Here is a 15,451-nt window from a genome sequence, read left to right on the forward strand (position 1 = left end):
TGGTAGCTGGTAGCGGGTCCGGACGGCTCCCTACCATTGGTGGGTGAACAGCGCCGCCGTCCCCGATCACCCCTGGCTCCTGCCGGGTTCCCTGGTGCCCGCCCGGGCGCCCCGCCGGACCCCGCGGGACTGGTTCGTCGACGGCATGCTGTTCCTGCTCGCGTTGCTCTGGGTGGCGGTCGCGCACGACGACGCGATCAGCCGGGACCCGGAGTTCGCGCTCAACATCGGGCCGGACTGGCTGATCGGGGCGGACCTGCTCGCCGGTCTGCTGGCGACCGGTGCGCTCTGGCTGCGCCGCCGGTGGCCGGTCGGGCTGGCCGTGGCCACCGCGCCGCTGACGTTCTTCTCCGTCACGGCCGGGGCGGCGCTGCTCATCGTCATCTTCACCGTGCTGGTGCACCGGCCGCTGCGGGTAGGGCTGGCACTGGTCGCCTGGAACGCGGTCACCTCGCTGCCCTACATCGCGATCCGCCCCGACCCGGCCATGCCGCTCTGGGCCGCGATGGCCTGGACCGTGCTCTTCCTCGGCATCGTGGTGGCGTGGGCGCTCTTCGTCCGGGCCCGCCGCCAGCTCGTGCTGTCGCTGCGCGACCGCGCCGAGCGGGCCGAGGCCGAGCAGCAGCTCCGGCTCGACCAGGCCCGGCACCTGGAACGCGGGCGGATCGCCCGGGAGATGCACGACGTGCTCGCCCACCGGATCTCGCTGCTCAGCCTGCACGCCGGGGCGTTGGAGTTCCGCCCCGACGCGCCCCCGGAGGAGGTCGCCCGGGCGGCCGGCGTGATCCGGGCCAGCGCGCACACCGCGTTGCAGGACCTGCGCGAGGTGATCGGCGTGCTGCGGGCCGAGGAGGGCTCCGAGGCCACCCCGGAACGGCCGCAGCCGACGCTCGGCGACGTGCCCGCGCTGGTCGCCGAGAGCCGGGAGGCCGGGGTACGGGTCAGCGTGGTCGACGAGGTGACCGAGCCGGCCGGGGTGCCGGCGGCGATCGGGCGCAGCGCCTACCGGATCGTGCAGGAGGGGCTCACCAACGCCCGCAAGCACGCGCCCGGCGCGGTGGTGACGGTCCGGCTGGCCGGTGGCCCCGGCGACGGGCTGGCGGTCGAGATCAGCAACCCGTGGCCGGTGGGCGGGCCCGCGACCGCGATCCCCGGCACCGGCACCGGGCTGGTCGGCGTCGCCGAGCGGGTCTCGCTGGCCGGCGGGCGCCTCGGCCACGGCCGCGACGCCGACGGCGACTTCCGACTGACCGCATGGCTGCCCTGGGCGGTTTCCTCATGAGTGATCCGCTGCGGGTGCTGATCGTGGACGACGACCCGTTGGTCCGGGGCGCGCTGTCGATGATCCTCGGCGGGGTGCCCGACCTGACCGTGGTGGGCGAGGCCGCCGACGGGTCCGAGGTGCCCGCGGCGGTCGCCGCGCACGCCCCGGACGTGGTGCTGATGGACATCCGGATGCCCCGGGTGGACGGGCTGGCCGCCACCGAGGCGCTGCGGGCGGCGGCGGACCCGCCCGAGGTGCTGGTGCTGACCACCTTCGACGCCGACGAGCAGGTGCTGCGGGCGTTGCGCGCCGGGGCGAGCGGCTTCCTGCTCAAGGACACCCCGCCGGCCGAGATCGTGGCGGCGGTACGCCGGGTCGCGGCGGGCGAGGCGACGCTGTCCCCGGCGGTGACCCGCAAGCTGATCGCCCACGTGACCGCCGCTGCGCCGCCGCCCGGACCGGACCCGAAGCGGGAGCGGGCGGTGCGGCTGCTGGGCGGGCTGTCCGAGCGGGAGCGGGAGGTCGCGCTGCTGCTGGGCCGGGGGCGGACCAACGCGGAGATCTCCGCCGAGCTGTTCATGAGCGTGGCCACCGTGAAGGCGTACGTGTCCCGGTTGCTCACCAAGCTGGACCTGAACAACCGGGTACAGGTGGCGCTCCTGGTGCAGGACGCCGACCTGGCCTGACTTCTAAGGCTCTCATTTCTGATAGTATCAAGGATGAGAGTATCGAGGATGAGAGCCTTTGAGGTGATCGCGTGGCGGGGTTCGTCGGCAGAACTCGTGAGCTGACTCACCTCGACGGGATGCTCGGCCGCGTGGCTCGGGGCGGTCGCGCCGGGCGTCCGGGGCGGGCCCTGCTCATGCGTGGACGACGCCGGGTGGGCAAGTCGCGACTGGTCGAGGAGTTCGTCGAACGCGCGGACGTGCCCCATCTGTTCTACACCGCCTCGGCGCAGCCGACCGCCGCCGCCGATCTGGCGCTGTTCGTGTCGGCCGTGGCGGGCTCGACGCTCCCGGGCGCGGGGTTGTTCACCGGGCAGGCGCCGGCCACCTGGGACGCCGCGCTCACGTTGCTCGCCGCCGCGCTACCCACCGACCGGCCGAGCGTCGTCGTGATCGACGAGATGCCCTATCTGATCGCCACCGATCCCGGCTTCGAGGGGACCCTGCAGAAGGTCTTCGATCGGGAGTTGTCCCGCCGGCCGGTCCTGGTGATCTGCGTCGGGTCCGACCTGGCGATGATGGAGGCGCTGAACGACTACGGGCGCCCCTTCCACCAGCGCGCCACGGAGATGGTGATTCCGCCGCTCAGCCCGGCCGACGTGGGCGAGATGCTCGAACTGGCGCCCGCGGACGCCATCGACGCCTATCTCGTCACCGGGGGCCTGCCGCTGGTGGTCGACGACTGGGCGCCCGGCGACGGGCTGCGCGACTACCTCTCCGGTGCGGTCAGGGACCCCACTTCCGCGCTGCTCGTCAGCGGCGAGCGGGCCCTCGCCGCCGAATTCCCCCCGCAGTCACAGCCGGACACGGTGCTCCGCGCCATCGGCGCCGGGGAACGGACCTTCTCGTCGATCGCCCGGGCCGCGGGCGGTATTCCGCAGGGGTCGCTGCATCGCGCGCTCCGGCTGCTCACCGACAAGCGGATCGTCGAGGCCACCCTTCCGCTGTCCACCCGGCCCTCCCGTGAGACCCGCTACGTCGTCGCCGATCCGTACCTCCGCTTCTGGCTCGCCTTCCTCGGGCCCCACCTGGCGGAGATCGAGCGTGGTCGGGGAGACCTGACGTTGGCCCGAATCGACTCCTCGTGGACCTCCTGGCGAGGACGTGCGGTCGAACCGGTGATCCGGGAGTCGTTGCGCCGGCTGCCCTCCGGGCAGTTGCCGGCCGACACGGCGGTGGTGAGCGGCTTCTGGACCCGTACCAACGATCCCGAGATCGACCTCGTCGGCGGCGACCGGGGGCCGGTGGCCAAGCGGATCACCTTCGTCGGCTCCGTCAAGTGGCTGGAACACGGGCCGTTCGACGCGCACGACCTGAGCCGGCTGCTCCACCACCGCGCACAACTGCCGGGAGCCGACGAGCGCACCCCGGTCGTCGCCGTGGTGCGCGGTGGACGAGCGGTCGACGGTGTGACAGTGCTCGGGCCGGAGGAACTGCTCACCGCGTGGCGGGATTGAACTCCTGCCGGTGTCCGGCCGTACCAGTGGGCGAGGATGTGGTGCGGCCGGTCCGCCGCACCGCTGCCGAGCTGCGGGAGGCCTGCCGTGCGAGTTGGTGAGCAGTCGAGGGATCCCATCGACCAGATCCTGGGCGACGTGCCGGTGCCGGCGACGTTGACCCCCGAGGACGTCCGCCTCGCGGTCCGGGCGGTGGTGGTGCACGCCGCCGAGGAGTGGCCCGCGGGGCCGAAGTGCCGCAACGACGGGGCGGCGTTCCCCTGCCGGCTGCACCGCTGGGGACGCAAGGTGCTGGAGACACACGGGCTGAACGAGCGCCAGATCGACGCGCTGGTCCGGCACGGCAACCCGTTCGTGCACGTACCGTTTCCGTTCGTCCTGACCGGGCCGTCGGCCCGTGCGGGCGCGGCTTCCCGGCCGGGCGCGGCCCAAGCTGCTCGGCCGGGAACAACCCAGACTGCCCGGCCGGGCGCGGGTCAGGCTGCCCGGCCGGGCACCGCCGCCCCGGCGGCCCGGCTCGCACCCGGCCAGGTGCCGCGGGGGCCGGTCCCGCGGGTGGCCGCCCCGCCGGTACGCCCCGGCGTCGGTCGGCCGACGCGCGGCTCCGGATCGAGCACGCCACCGGCTCCGGTGACCCGGCCGCGCTGGCCCCGGGCGAGCTGACTCCCGGCGTACGGGCCGGCGTGGCGAGGGCCGCGCCGGCCGGGCCGGGCCACGACGGCGGCCCGACGCGGGGAGCCCCCACTCCCGCGTCGGGCCGTCCGGCGTCCGCCGTCAGTTGACCCCGCAGTTCGGGGCGGACCAGTCGGTGGTGTTCGGTGACCCGTCCCTGGTGTTCTCCCGGCGGGAGTCCACGTGCACGTGGTCGCCGTGGTCCGGGTAGCCGGGGCCGTAGATGCCGCTGAAGCCCTGGTCACGGGCGGAGCGGGCGATCTCGCAGAGGGTCCGGCTCCGCGAGGTCAGGTCGGCCGCGTCGCCGTACAGGTGCTGGCTGTTCGAGGCGCCGCCGACCTGCCGGTTGCAGGCGATGCTGCGGAAGCCGCTGGTGACGTAGAGCGGCTTGTCGCCGAGGCTGCGTCGCAACGCCTCCAGCTTCCACATGGCGCGCAGCGCGTTCTCCCGGGTGGCGGACGGCGAGAGCGGGCCCCCGCTCCACCCGCCCTTGCCGCAGCCGTTGTCCAGCTCGGCGTAGCTGAAGTGCTTCGGCGTGCAGTCGTCGTCCTGGAGGGCGTAGATCTTGGCGAACGTCTGCGGGCCGGCGACACCGTCGGCCCGCAGCCCGTACGCGGCCTGGAAGCGCCGGACGGCGGCGGCCGTCTCCGGTCCGTACCGGCCGTCGACCCGCACGATGCCGCCGTACCCGGCCCAGCCGGCCACCCGGATCTGGAGCTGCCGGACGTCGGTGCCCGAGCTGCCCGTGGAGAGCGTCCGGGCCCAGGTGTAGCAGCCGTCGGCGTGGGCCGGTGGGGCGGCGACGACGGTCGCGACGGCGGCCCCGGGCAGGGCCAGCGCGAACGCGACGGCCGCCCGCTTCAGGGTGTTGACGCGCACAGGAGTCCTCCCGATGAGAGAGCGGATCTGGGGTCGGGACGGGTGGAACGACCGATACGTCCCGTCCTTCTCACCGTGACAGCCGACCGGGGTCTTCGTGGTGATTAGCGGAAATTGTTCTCACATTCGGTCGTGGTCGGAGGGGCGCGGTAACGTCTGCTCCGGGCCCGGGTTCGACGGGGGAGGTGGGCGTTGGCACGTGGCGGCGTGTTCTGCGTCGAGGGGCAGTGGCATCGCGACCTCAACGAGCGCGGGTCCGTCCTGCCCACGCTCGACCTGCTCGAACGGCTGGGCCGGATCCGCTACATCCACAAGGACGCCGCCACCCGCGACGAGCTGTTCTACTTCCTCGACCGCTGGCTGCTCAAGCAGTACGCCGACCACCGGGTCGGCTTCTTCGCCATGCACGGCGAGCCGAGCCGGCTCTGCCTCACCGACTGGGACTCCGTCGAGCTGTCCGACGTGGCCGAGCGGATGGCCGGCCGCGGCGAGGGGCGGCGCCTCTACTTCGGCAGCTGCTCGGTGCTGCGCGCCTCCGACGCCACGCTGCGCGGCTTCCTCGAGGTCACCGGCGCGGCGCTGATCTGCGGCTTCACCCGCGACGTCGACTGGGTCGAGTCGGCCGCCTTCGAGACCGTGCTGCTCGACGTGCTCGCCAACGGGCAGCGGCACAACGCCGCCGAGCTGCGGATGGGCTCGGCGCACTGGGCGCCGCTCGCGGCGTACCTCGGTTTCCGGATCATCTACGCCAACGGCCGCGCCTGGCGGCCCACCGCGCGCCCCCGCGTGCCCGAGCAGGTCTCCCCGCGCCGGGCCGCCGCCCGCCCGCGCTGAGATCCGCCCCCGGGCCTGGTAGAACCGAGGCATGCCACGCAGCATCGCGCGCAACACCCGGGTCGACCGGGACGCCCTGACCGAGTTCCTCCGCCCCCGCCACCGGGTCGTGCTCATGACGACGCGCGCCGACGGCCGCCCGCAGTCCTCGCCGGTCTCCTGCGGGGTCGACGCCGAGGGCCGGCTGGTCATCTCCACCTACCCCGAGCGGGCCAAGGTGACGAACATCCGCCGCGACCCCCGGGTCTCGGCGTGCGTGCTCTCCGACGACTGGAACGGCCCGTGGGTGCAGGTCGACGGCGTGGCCGAGGTGCTCGACCTGCCGGCGGCGCTGGAACCGCTCGTCGACTACTTCCGCAGCATCTCCGGCGAGCACCCGGACTGGGACGAGTACCGGGCCGCCATGGTCGCGCAGGGCAAGTCGCTGATCCGGGTCACGATCGAATCCTGGGGTCCGATCGCCACCGGCGGGTTCCCGGCCCGGCTCGCCGACTGATCAGTACGCGGCGGTGAACCGCGCGTTGCCGAATCTCGGGTTCTCGATCTCGTCCACGATCGCCACCGCCAGGTCCTCGTAGGTGAGCACGGACCGGCCCTGCGCGTCGGTCACCGGGTGGTCGGTGCCGGTGCGGTAGTGGCCGGTCCGCTCGCCCGGGTGGAACTCCAACGGCGGCGGGGAGACGTACGTCCAGGTCACCCCGTCGGCCGAGGAGCGGTAGAACTCCAGGGCGTCGGCCTGCCCCTGCGCCGAGTCCCGGTATTCGGCGGGGAAGTCCGGCTCGTCCAGGAACCGGGTGCCGTTCGGGGTGAGCAGCGTCGCGCCGCCGCCGACATGGATCACCCGGGGCGGGTCGGGCAGGTCCCGCACCGTGTCGACGAGCGTCCGCGCGGCGTCGCGCCACAGGTCACGCTCGCCGCCGCCGACCGCCACCACCAGCACGTCCGCGTTCTCGGCCAGCTCGCGTACGCTCCGCGCCGAGGTCGCGTCGCCGGTCACCGTGCGGACGCCGGGCGGCAGGTAGCCGACCGCCTCCGGACGGCGGACCGCCGCGGTGACCCGGTGCCCCCGTTCGACGGCCTCGGCGGCGATCCGGGAGCCGGCCGTCCCGCCGGCGCCGAACACCACGATGTCGCTCATGCCTCACAGGCTAGGCAGCGGGCCGCCGCGCGGGTGCCGTTTCAGTCGAGCAGCGCCGAGTAGACGAGCTGGCGCAACTGGCTACGCAGCGGATAGGTGCTCGACGGCATGAGCTGGGTGAAGAGCAGCGCGGTGATCTCCTCCACCGGGTCCACCCAGAACGCGGTGCTGGCCATGCCGCCCCAGTAGTACTCGCCCACGCTGCTGGGCACCCGCGACGGCACCGGGTCCAGCACCACCGCGAAGCCCAGCCCGAAGCCGATCCCGTCGAGGACCGTCTCGCTGAACCCCTCGGGGGAGAACGAGGCGAGGTCCCGGCCGCCGGGCAGGTGGTTGCGGGTCATGAAGCGCAGCGTGCGGGGGCCGAGCAGGCGCACCCCGTCCAGTTCGCCGCCGCGCAGCAGGAACTGGGTGAAGCGGTGGTAGTCGGCGGCGGTGGAGACCAGTCCGCCGCCGCCGGAGTGCCAGCTCGGCTCCGCCAGCGCGTTCCGGCCGATCTTGTCGGCGCGGACCGCCTGGCCGGTGGCGGGGTGCGGCGCGTAGAGCGCGGCCAGCCGCTTGGCGTCCGCCGGGTCCACCCACCAGCGGGTGTCGGTCATCCCGAGCGGGCGCAGGATCCGCTCGGTGAAGAACGTCGCGAGCGACTGCCCGGAGATCACCTCGACCAGTCGGCCCAGCACGTCGGTGGAGACGCCGTAGTTCCAGCTCGTCCCGGGCTGGAACAGCAGCGGCAGCCGGGCCAGGCCGGCCGAGGCCGCGGCGAGGTCGGTGCCCGGCGGCACGCCCAGGTCGAAGCCGGCCGCCCGGTAGAGGCCGTCGACCACCGAGACCTGGGCGAAGCCGTACGTCAGGCCGGAGGTGTGGGTGAGCAGGTGCCAGACCCGGATCGGCTCGGTCGCCGGCACGGTGTAGGGCTTGAGCACCGAGCCACGGTCGTAGACCCGGACGTCGGCGAACTCCGGCAGCCAGCGGCTGACCGGGTCGTTCAGCTCGAACCGGCCCTCCTCCCACAGCATCATCGCGGCGACCGAGGTGATCGGCTTGGTCATCGAGTAGATGCGCCAGAGCGTGTCCGCCTCGACCGGCGTGCCGGCCTCCCGGTCGCGCTGCCCGTACGTCGAGGAGTGGGCGATCTCGCCGCGGCGGGTCACGACGACCTGCCAGCCGGCGAGCCGACCGTCGTCGACGTAGCGGGCGAAGTGCTCGTCGACCCGCGCCAGCCGGGTGGGGTCGAAGCCGAGACGGCCGGGGTCGGTGCTCACTGCGACGCTCATCCCCGCGAACCTACCCGCCGGTACGGCGAGCCGGAAGTGTCGGCCGGCCACACTAGTCTCGGCGGCATGCCGGAGCCCGCCGAGGACGTCACCTACCGCCACCAGGACTGGTACGCCGAAGAGTTTGTCGACCGGCATTTCCTGCGCTGCGAGTTCTTCGACGTCGACCTCACCGAGGCGGTCAGCCGGGGCGCGACGTTCACCGAGTGCGTCTTCGGCAACGTGGCGTTCAACGCCTCCCGGCACACCGACTCGGCGTTCACCCGGTGCACGTTCACCCGCTGCAACCTGTTCGAGGCCGAGTTCACCGGTTGCAAGCTGGTCGGCAGCAGCTTCGACCGGTGCGACCTGCGACCGCTGCGCGTCGACCGGGGCGACTGGTCCTTCGTCGCCCTGCCCGGGGCCGACCTGCGCGGTGCGCGGATCACCGACGTGCGGATGCGTGAGGTCGACCTGACCGGGTCCGACCTCACCGGCGCGGTGCTCACCGGGGTCGACCTGTCCGGCGCCCAGGTGCGCGGCGCCAAGCTGACCCGCGCCGACCTGCGCGGCAGCGACCTGTCCACGCTCGACCCGACCGCTGTCGAACGCGCCGGGGCGCGGGTGGACGTCGAGCAGGCCGTGGCGCTGGCGCAGGCGCTCGGTTTCCAGGTCGGCTGACCCCGTCCTGTCCTGCCCGACCCGTGCGGTCGCGCCTCGGGCCGGTGGGGCTCGGTGGTCCGGCCACGCTCAGTGACGCCGTGCGGGAAGAGTCCGCTCTCGGAGCGACATACCTCAGCGTCATAAAAATGACGCTGAGGTATAACGGTTTCCACGCACCGTCTCTCCTCGTCGCGACACGCCCGAACCGGCCGGGCGGAAAATTGGTGCGCTTCGACGGCTTTTCGACGATCGAAGCATGTGTCATCCTGCCCTGCGGCGAGCCACGGTGATGGCCGCCCGCGTCTGCGGCCGAGGGAGGGGCATTGGCTGAGGACGACAGCACGCAGTCCGGGATCCGGGTCGGCGGCTGGCTGCCCGCCGTACCGGTCGGGCCGGCCGCCACGCCGCCCCGGCCCGCCGGCCCGCGTCGTCTCCCCGAGGATCCGGACCTCGCCGCGCCCGAGGACGCGGACCTCCCCGCGGCCGGATCGCCGAGGCCGACCGGGCCGGACGTCCCGCCACCCGCCCTCGACGTCGACCCGTCGGGCGGCACCGTCGTCGAGGACCCGCACGCCGTGCCCGCCAATCCCGTCCCTGCCGGTCCCGCGCTCGCCGGTCCCGCGCTCGCCGGTCCCGCGCTCGCCGGTCCCGCGCCTGCCGGTTCCGCGACCGCCGGTCGGGGATTCGTCGGTCCGGGACCCGGTCGGGCACCGCTGGTCGGGCCCGCTCCGACCGGCCCCGGCCCGGTCGGTCCGGCGTCCGGCTGGCCGCCGGCGCGGGTCGACCGGAACGACTCATGGCCCTCGGGCCGGTCGCGGTCGGCCGGCCCGTATCCGTCGGCCGGCCGTGGAGCGGCATCGGTGGCACCCGGCCGGCACACCGCCCCGGAGAGCCTCCGCGCGCGGCTCGCCGGGCTGGCCGGCCCGCTCGTGGCCCGGCTGCGCGCGGCGTACCCCCGGTGGGGTGACGGTCTCCGGTTGGGGGGCGGGGCCGTCCCCGAGAGCCCGGCCACCCGCGTCGGCGCGGCCCGGGCCCGGCGGCGGCGCCGGCGGACGGTGCTGGTCGCCGCGGCGCTGACCGCGTCGGTGGTGGCGCTGGCATACTCCGCCCGACCGCCGGCCGCGCCGCCACGCCGGCCTACCGTGCCGGCCGCGGCGCCGACGGAGCCGACGCCGGCGCCGACCGCGGCGCCGCCCACGGTGGTGCCGGAGACGGGTGAGCCGGCGCTGCCCGGCGGACCGCTGCTCGGGGTGGACCAGCAGGCGGTGCCGGCGGCGGTGTCGCTCACCCTGCTCGGCACGCGGGACTGGCGGCACTGGGGCGGCGCCGGCGCGGACAGCGTGCAGCGCAAGCAGCGCGGCACCGGTGAGATCCAGGACCCGGGCGGCCCCCGGCTGGAACACAACGCCGGGAAGTCGGGGCTCACCTGGACCGACGGCACCCCGACGGCCCGGGAGGAGGGCACCCGGGCGGGGGTGTTCCAACGCGGTGCCGGGAAGTCCTTCGCGCTCGCCGTGGCCGGCAGCGGGGACCTGCGGACCGTCCGGCTGTTCGTCGGCGTGTTCTCGGCCGGGGCCCGGCTCGACGTCTCCCTCTCCGGCGGTGGCGACCCGGCCGTCCGCGAGGTGGCCCTCGCCCGGGGCGACCGCTTCCAGCAGTACGTCATCCACTTCCGCGCGCCGCGTGACCAGCGGCTGCTGATCAGATGGCGGGCCCTCACCGTGACCGGCGGGCAGAACGACGGGGTGTCGCTCGAAGCGATCACGGTAAGCTGACCGACCGCGTGGCCGGCCCGCTCGACTACCCCTTGGTAACAAACTGGAAACGCCCGTCGGCCCACATATGGCGCAAACGGCCGTCCGGTGACACCGTGAAGCCGGTCGCGCTCCGGCCGCTCCCGGCGGCGCAGCGTGACATGAAGCGGAGGCTGTGGTGGGCGAGGAGGACCGTTCGCGGATCGGCCCCGGCTCGCACCGGGAGGGTCGCCCGCACACCCGGTCCGCGCAGCGTCGGTGGCGACGCCGGCGGCGGCTGATGCTGGAAGGTCTGGCCGCGTTCCTCTGCCTGGCGGCGCTGGTGGCCTACCTCGGCACCGAGCGGCACGACACGCCCCGCGAGGAGAGCGCGGTGCTCCCGGTGGCGCCGACCGGCCGGGTCGGGCTGCCGAGCGAGGGCGACGGCGCGGTCGCCACCCCCGGCCTGCGTCCCCGCCAACGCCCGCCGTCGCCGAGTCCGTCACCCTCCACCGTGGTGCCCACCACAGTCGCGCCGCCGACCGTCGCGGTCGGTCGCGCCGACGTTCCCGCCCTGGTCGACCTCACCGCCGTCGGCACCGTCGACTGGGTCCAGTGGGGCCTGCTCGGGGCCGACCGCACGGTCCGCAAGCGCGGCGGCTCCGGCGACATCCGGGACGAGGGCGGCCGGGGCAGGCGGCAGAGCTACAGCAACAACCCGGAGGAGTACGCCTGGCGCGACGGCGCCCCGGTGGCGTCGGCCAGCGGCACCATGTCCGGGGTCTACACCTGCGACCGGGGCAACGGCTTCCGCCTGGCGGTGACCGGCAACGGTCAACCGCGCACGGTGCACCTCTACGCCGGGCTCTGGATGGCCCGCGGGCGGCTCGACGTGCGAGTGGCCGGCGGTCCGGCGAGCACGGTCCGGATGGAGGACCCGCACACCGCGATGACCGCCGACTTCACCGTCCGGTTCCGGGCGCCACGGGGCGTGAAACTGCTGCTGAGCTGGACCGTGGAGGAGTCGCTCGGTCAGTGCGGCAACGTCAGTCTCCAGGCCGTCGCGTTGCGCTGACCGCCGTTACCTCCCAGGTAATCGACTCGGCGCGGCACGTCCACGCAGAATCGGTGGCACCTGCCGCGCCGGCACACCGGCGCCGTCACCGGGGAGGAAACCATGCCCGCCTTCGCGCTCGCCAACCTGCGTCCCGCACAGCTCAACGAGGAGACCCTGGAGTACATCGAGAAGGTGCAGTCGACGTTCGCGCCGTTCGGCGGGCGGTTCCGGGTGCACGGAGCCGACCCGGAGGTCCTGGAGGGACAGTGGCCGGGCACCGTGGTCATCGTCGAGTTCCCGGACGTCGAGCGGGCCCGGGCCTGGTACGCGTCCCCCGCGTACCAGGAGATCCTGCCGTTGCGGACGCGCAACATCGAGGGTGAGACGATCATCCTGGACGGGGTCGGCCCGGACTACGACGCCGCGCGTACCGCCGCCCGGATGCGCGCCTCGCTCGGCTGAGCCACCGGGACAGTTTGTCCGTCGCGGGTCGGGGCGGGCGTCGTACGTTCTCGATGTCCCGTCCGACCATCCTCTGTGGAGGCCCGCCCGATGAGCCGCCCCGCGCCCGTAGCCCTCGCCCGTCAACCCGCCGACGGCGGCGTGCTGCGGGAGATCCCGCTGCCGCCGTACGTGACGGTCGAGGACGTCCAGTTCGCGGTGCGCGCGGTGGTGGTCCACGCGCCACGGACCTGGTCGGGCGGGACGATCTGCCGCAACGACGCCAGCCCGTACCCGTGCCGGCTGCACCGCTGGGGGCGGCGGGTGCTCACCCTGCGCGGGCTGCCGCCCGCCGAGATCGACGCGCTGGTCGAGCGGGGCGACCCCACCGCCGATCCGCGCCCGTACCGGCCCGGCGCCTGAGCGTCGGGCCGGCACGGACCATCTCAGCAGCGAACCGGTTTGACCCAGGAGCACTCCCGCCCCTCCGGCACGCGCGGCGAGTCCGGCGCGGTCGGCACCGTCCGCCGGGCCGTCGCCGTCTCCCTCTCGGTGTACGAGGCCAGCGCGATCGCGATCTGATCCTCCAGCCCCTTGACCGACGACGTCAGGTAGTTGTTGAGGACGATCGAGAAGGCCAGCAGCCGGCCGTCGGCGTCGGTGACGTAGCCGGAGAGGCCGGAGACACCGGTCAGGCTGCCGGTCTTGGCGTGCACGTTGTTCGCGGCGGCGGTGCCGGCCATCCGGCTGCGCAGCGTCCCGCCGACGAAGCGGTCCGCGTTGCCGGCCACCGGCAGCGCGGCGTACCAGGTGTCGAACCAGGGCTCGCCGCGGACGGCCGAGAGCAGCGTGACGAACTGGGCCGGGGGGATCAGGTTGCGACGCGAGAGGCCGGAGCCGTCGCGTTGGCGCAGCGTGCCGGTGTCCATCCCGGCGTCGCCGACGTACTCGCCGATCGCGGTCAGGCCGGCGGCCCAGGAGCCGGAGCCGGAGAGCACCCGGCCCAGCTCCTTGGTGAGCACCTCGGCGTGCCCGTTGTTGGACAGCTTGAGGAACGGCACCATCAGGTCGGACAGCGGCATCGAGTCGTGCCGGGCCAACGGCCGGGCGCTGTCCGGGGTGGCGGTGCCGAGCACCGTGCGGCCCAGCACCCGCACGCCGTGCCGGCGCAGCGCGGACCGGAAGACGTCGGCGGCGTACCCGGTCGGCTCCCAGACCGTCACCCAGTCGCTCTCGGTGGCCTGCCCGACGGCGATCTGGCCGGTCACCACGACGGTGTTGCCGCCGTGCTCCCGCTCGATCGAGATGGTGGTCTCGCCGTCGGCGACCGTCTCGGCCCGGTTGTCGATGCGCAGCCAGCCGTTGTCCGGGGTCATCGAGATCCTCGGTCGGGCGCCGGCCCGCGCGCCCGGCGTCGCGTTGACGATCACGGTGCCGGCGTCGTAGTCGGTGTCCGGCGCGACGGTCAGCGCGGACACCTGTGCGGCGTAGTAGTAGGGCTCGTCGTCCCAGGTCCAGTCCGGACCGAGCCGGCTGCGGTCGTAGCGGGTGTCGTCGGCGACCAGGTCACCGGTCACCACCCGTACGCCCGTCGCGGCGACCTGCCCGGCGAGCCGGTCGTAGTCCGCCGCGAGCATGGTCGGGTCACCGCCGCCGCGCAGGTAGAGGTCGCCGGAGAGCAGCCCGGCGCGGCGTGGCCCGCCGGCGCTGACGTCGGTGGTGAAGCGGTGCCCCGGGCCGAGCAGTTCCATCGCCGCGGTCGAGGTGAGCAGCTTGGTGTTGGAGGCGGGGACGAGCCGCCGGTTGCCGTTGCGGTCGTAGAGCGTGCGGCCGGTGGCGGTGTCGACCACGACCACACCCGCCTGTGCCCCGTCGAGCCGGCTGTCCGCGAGGACCGCGTCGATTGTCGCGTGCAGCCGGGTCTGCGCCGGGGTGGGCGCCTCGGCGGTCGCGGTGGGGGCGCCGGCGGTGGCCGCGGTGGCGACCAGCACCAGCGCCGCGAGTGCCCGAGGAAAGAGACGACGATGCATGTGCCGATGCTGCCATGGAGCTTTCCTGCGGGATAGATCCCAGAGCGAAAGTTTTCGTCAGGCTCACGGTCGTGGCGTGGCCACCCGTTCGGCCGGTCCGCGCCCACCCGCCCCCGGCCGCAGGATCAGCGGCGCGACCAGGGCGGCGAGCGCACCGCCCAGCAGCGGGAAGACGATGAAGACCCAGAGTTGGCGCAGCGCGGACCCGCCCTCGAACAGGGCCGGGCCGAACGAGCGCGCCGGGTTGACCGAGGTGCCGTCCAGGGTCAGGCCGACCAGGTGCGCCGCGGCCAGGGCGAGGCCGATCGGCACCCCGGCGAACGCGGCGTGCTCACCGCGACCGGTCACCACCAGCACCACCAGGACGAAGAGGAACGTCAGCACCGTCTCCAGCACGGCGGCGCCACCCAGGTTGATGTGCGCGCCGTAGCCGTTGGTGCCGAGCGCCCCGGTCTGGTCGACCACGTCACCCCAGCGGGTGAGCGCCCAGATCACGAACGCGGCGACCGTCGCGCCCGCGAACTGCGCGATCCAGTAGGCCACCGCGCCCAGCGGAGAGATCTTCCCGGAGAGCAGCACGCCCAGCGTCACCGCCGGGTTGATGTGACTGCCGGAGAGCGGCCCCATCGTGTACACCAGGGCCAGCATGGTGAACCCGAACGCCAGGGCGACCACCACCACGCCACCCTGGACGCGGGCGAAGACGGCGCTGCCCACACCGAAGAAGATCAGCAGAAGCGAGCCGAGGAACTCGGCGACGTACCTGCGCGGGTCGTCCATGCCCCGAGCTTAGGGAGCTGCACGTGGCCCGGAGGGGAAAATGCCTGTTCAGCCTGCCGCAGCCGATCACCCGGCTCTATTTGACGGATCCACCGGCAGCGGGCACGGTGGGTGGGGAGGGGCCGTCGACCGCCCCGTTCCCATGCGACGAAACACCGTTTCGTCCGCTTTCCGGTCGCGAGCCGACCGCGTGGGCCGAGTCGCCCGCGATCCTTCCGCAGCCCAGCCATGAGGAGTTCCGCCATGCTGACCATGACCGACAACGCCGTTCTGGTGATCCGTGACCTCGCCGCCCAGGAGGACCTCGCCGAGGCGGGCGGGCTGCGGATCGCCGCGGACACCGAGGCCGGGTCGCTCTCCATCGAGCTGGTTCCCCAGCCGGTGCAGGGTGACCAGGTGGTGGACACCCAGGGGGCGCGGATCTTCCTGGACACCGACGCCGCCGAGTTGCTGAACGACACCGCGGTCGACGCGGTCGTCGACGACGAGGGCGTCGTCCAGTTCGGGTTCACCGAGAAGGAGTGA

General features: G+C 73.9%; 17 protein-coding genes. 12 read left to right on the forward strand and 5 right to left on the reverse strand.

The annotated features are described in order from the left end of the window. Positions 1-43: 43 nt before the first annotated feature. From GA0070213_RS15155 to GA0070213_RS15170, 4 genes are all read left to right on the forward strand, one after another. The gene (locus GA0070213_RS15155; protein ID WP_091063409.1) at positions 44-1,282 is read left to right on the forward strand and encodes a sensor histidine kinase; all 1,239 of its coding nucleotides are present in this window, start codon (positions 44-46) and stop codon (positions 1,280-1,282) included. Continuing rightward, the gene (locus GA0070213_RS15160; RefSeq protein WP_091063411.1) at positions 1,279-1,950 is read left to right on the forward strand and encodes a response regulator; all 672 of its coding nucleotides are present in this window, start codon (positions 1,279-1,281) and stop codon (positions 1,948-1,950) included. The genes GA0070213_RS15155 and GA0070213_RS15160 overlap by 4 nt, the downstream gene beginning before the upstream one ends. A gap of 71 nt (positions 1,951-2,021) precedes the next feature. Then, positions 2,022-3,446 carry an ATP-binding protein gene (locus GA0070213_RS15165; RefSeq protein WP_245716407.1) on the forward strand — a complete coding sequence of 475 codons (1,425 nt, stop codon included), beginning with the start codon at positions 2,022-2,024 and terminating at the stop codon, positions 3,444-3,446. 87 nt (positions 3,447-3,533) lie between these two features. Next, positions 3,534-4,109, forward strand: a complete 576-nt coding sequence (locus tag GA0070213_RS15170) for a hypothetical protein (protein ID WP_091063415.1) — start codon at positions 3,534-3,536, stop codon at positions 4,107-4,109. A 111-nt stretch (positions 4,110-4,220) separates the two neighbouring features. On the opposite strand, the gene GA0070213_RS15175 is transcribed toward GA0070213_RS15170, so the two are convergent. Further along, positions 4,221-4,997: a D-Ala-D-Ala carboxypeptidase family metallohydrolase gene (locus tag GA0070213_RS15175; RefSeq protein ID WP_091063417.1), complete on the reverse strand. Its 777-nt coding sequence runs from the start codon at positions 4,995-4,997 to the stop codon at positions 4,221-4,223. A 192-nt stretch (positions 4,998-5,189) separates the two neighbouring features. Between GA0070213_RS15175 and GA0070213_RS15180 the strand changes: the two genes are divergently transcribed. Beyond that, positions 5,190-5,831, forward strand: coding sequence for a DUF6642 family protein (locus tag GA0070213_RS15180; RefSeq protein ID WP_091063419.1), 642 nt, complete (start codon positions 5,190-5,192; stop codon positions 5,829-5,831). A 31-nt stretch (positions 5,832-5,862) separates the two neighbouring features. Then, positions 5,863-6,327 carry a PPOX class F420-dependent oxidoreductase gene (locus GA0070213_RS15185; protein ID WP_091063422.1) on the forward strand — a complete coding sequence of 155 codons (465 nt, stop codon included), beginning with the start codon at positions 5,863-5,865 and terminating at the stop codon, positions 6,325-6,327. Here GA0070213_RS15185 and GA0070213_RS15190 read toward each other — a convergent pair whose 3' ends face one another. Together GA0070213_RS15190 and GA0070213_RS15195 are read right to left on the reverse strand one after the other, a co-directional pair. After that, the gene (locus GA0070213_RS15190; RefSeq protein ID WP_091063424.1) at positions 6,328-6,969 is read right to left on the reverse strand and encodes an NAD(P)-dependent oxidoreductase; all 642 of its coding nucleotides are present in this window, start codon (positions 6,967-6,969) and stop codon (positions 6,328-6,330) included. It abuts the gene before it with no gap. Positions 6,970-7,010: 41 nt separating this feature from the next. Beyond that, the gene (locus GA0070213_RS15195) at positions 7,011-8,243 is read right to left on the reverse strand and encodes a serine hydrolase domain-containing protein (protein ID WP_091063426.1); all 1,233 of its coding nucleotides are present in this window, start codon (positions 8,241-8,243) and stop codon (positions 7,011-7,013) included. Positions 8,244-8,309: 66 nt separating this feature from the next. Here GA0070213_RS15195 and GA0070213_RS15200 point away from each other — a divergent pair, with 66 nt between their 5' ends. From GA0070213_RS15200 to GA0070213_RS15220, 5 genes are all read left to right on the forward strand, one after another. Then, positions 8,310-8,903: a pentapeptide repeat-containing protein gene (locus GA0070213_RS15200; RefSeq protein WP_091063427.1), complete on the forward strand. Its 594-nt coding sequence runs from the start codon at positions 8,310-8,312 to the stop codon at positions 8,901-8,903. Between the two features lie 305 nt (positions 8,904-9,208). After that, positions 9,209-10,660 carry a hypothetical protein gene (locus tag GA0070213_RS15205; RefSeq protein ID WP_091063429.1) on the forward strand — a complete coding sequence of 484 codons (1,452 nt, stop codon included), beginning with the start codon at positions 9,209-9,211 and terminating at the stop codon, positions 10,658-10,660. 157 nt (positions 10,661-10,817) lie between these two features. Next, complete coding sequence (locus tag GA0070213_RS15210) at positions 10,818-11,693, forward strand: hypothetical protein (protein WP_245716408.1); 876 nt, start codon at positions 10,818-10,820, stop codon at positions 11,691-11,693. A 102-nt stretch (positions 11,694-11,795) separates the two neighbouring features. Then, the gene (locus GA0070213_RS15215) at positions 11,796-12,137 is read left to right on the forward strand and encodes a DUF1330 domain-containing protein (protein WP_091063430.1); all 342 of its coding nucleotides are present in this window, start codon (positions 11,796-11,798) and stop codon (positions 12,135-12,137) included. Between the two features lie 90 nt (positions 12,138-12,227). Beyond that, positions 12,228-12,539: a hypothetical protein gene (locus tag GA0070213_RS15220; protein WP_091064355.1), complete on the forward strand. Its 312-nt coding sequence runs from the start codon at positions 12,228-12,230 to the stop codon at positions 12,537-12,539. A 23-nt stretch (positions 12,540-12,562) separates the two neighbouring features. Here the strand turns inward: GA0070213_RS15220 and dacB are convergent, their stop codons facing one another. Together dacB and GA0070213_RS15230 are read right to left on the reverse strand one after the other, a co-directional pair. Next, positions 12,563-14,146 (reverse strand): D-alanyl-D-alanine carboxypeptidase/D-alanyl-D-alanine endopeptidase, encoded by a 1,584-nt coding sequence (gene dacB / locus GA0070213_RS15225; RefSeq protein ID WP_091063433.1) that lies wholly within the window; start codon positions 14,144-14,146, stop codon positions 12,563-12,565. Between the two features lie 63 nt (positions 14,147-14,209). Next, entirely contained in the window at positions 14,210-14,926 is a 717-nt protein-coding gene (locus GA0070213_RS15230) for an MIP/aquaporin family protein (RefSeq protein ID WP_091063435.1), read from the reverse strand. Between the two features lie 243 nt (positions 14,927-15,169). Between GA0070213_RS15230 and GA0070213_RS15235 the strand changes: the two genes are divergently transcribed. Beyond that, positions 15,170-15,451, forward strand: coding sequence for an iron-sulfur cluster biosynthesis family protein (locus GA0070213_RS15235; RefSeq protein ID WP_091063437.1), 282 nt, complete (start codon positions 15,170-15,172; stop codon positions 15,449-15,451).

The organism is Micromonospora humi (genome assembly GCF_900090105.1).
GTDB lineage: Bacteria > Actinomycetota > Actinomycetes > Mycobacteriales > Micromonosporaceae > Micromonospora > Micromonospora humi.

Bases quoted from the DNA above. Each gene is read 5' to 3' on its own strand.
- GA0070213_RS15195 (WP_091063426.1), bottom strand. From the start codon at position 8,243: ATGAGCGTCGCAGTGAGCACCGACCCCGGCCGTCTCGGCTTCGACCCC.
- GA0070213_RS15215 (WP_091063430.1), top strand. From the start codon at position 11,796: ATGCCCGCCTTCGCGCTCGCCAACCTGCGTCCCGCACAGCTCAACGAG.
- dacB (WP_091063433.1), bottom strand. From the start codon at position 14,146: ATGCATCGTCGTCTCTTTCCTCGGGCACTCGCGGCGCTGGTGCTGGTC.
- GA0070213_RS15160 (WP_091063411.1), top strand. From the start codon at position 1,279: ATGAGTGATCCGCTGCGGGTGCTGATCGTGGACGACGACCCGTTGGTC.
- GA0070213_RS15190 (WP_091063424.1), bottom strand. From the start codon at position 6,969: ATGAGCGACATCGTGGTGTTCGGCGCCGGCGGGACGGCCGGCTCCCGG.
- GA0070213_RS15235 (WP_091063437.1), top strand. From the start codon at position 15,170: ATGCTGACCATGACCGACAACGCCGTTCTGGTGATCCGTGACCTCGCC.
- GA0070213_RS15185 (WP_091063422.1), top strand. From the start codon at position 5,863: ATGCCACGCAGCATCGCGCGCAACACCCGGGTCGACCGGGACGCCCTG.
- GA0070213_RS15220 (WP_091064355.1), top strand. From the start codon at position 12,228: ATGAGCCGCCCCGCGCCCGTAGCCCTCGCCCGTCAACCCGCCGACGGC.
- GA0070213_RS15230 (WP_091063435.1), bottom strand. From the start codon at position 14,926: ATGGACGACCCGCGCAGGTACGTCGCCGAGTTCCTCGGCTCGCTTCTG.
- GA0070213_RS15200 (WP_091063427.1), top strand. From the start codon at position 8,310: ATGCCGGAGCCCGCCGAGGACGTCACCTACCGCCACCAGGACTGGTAC.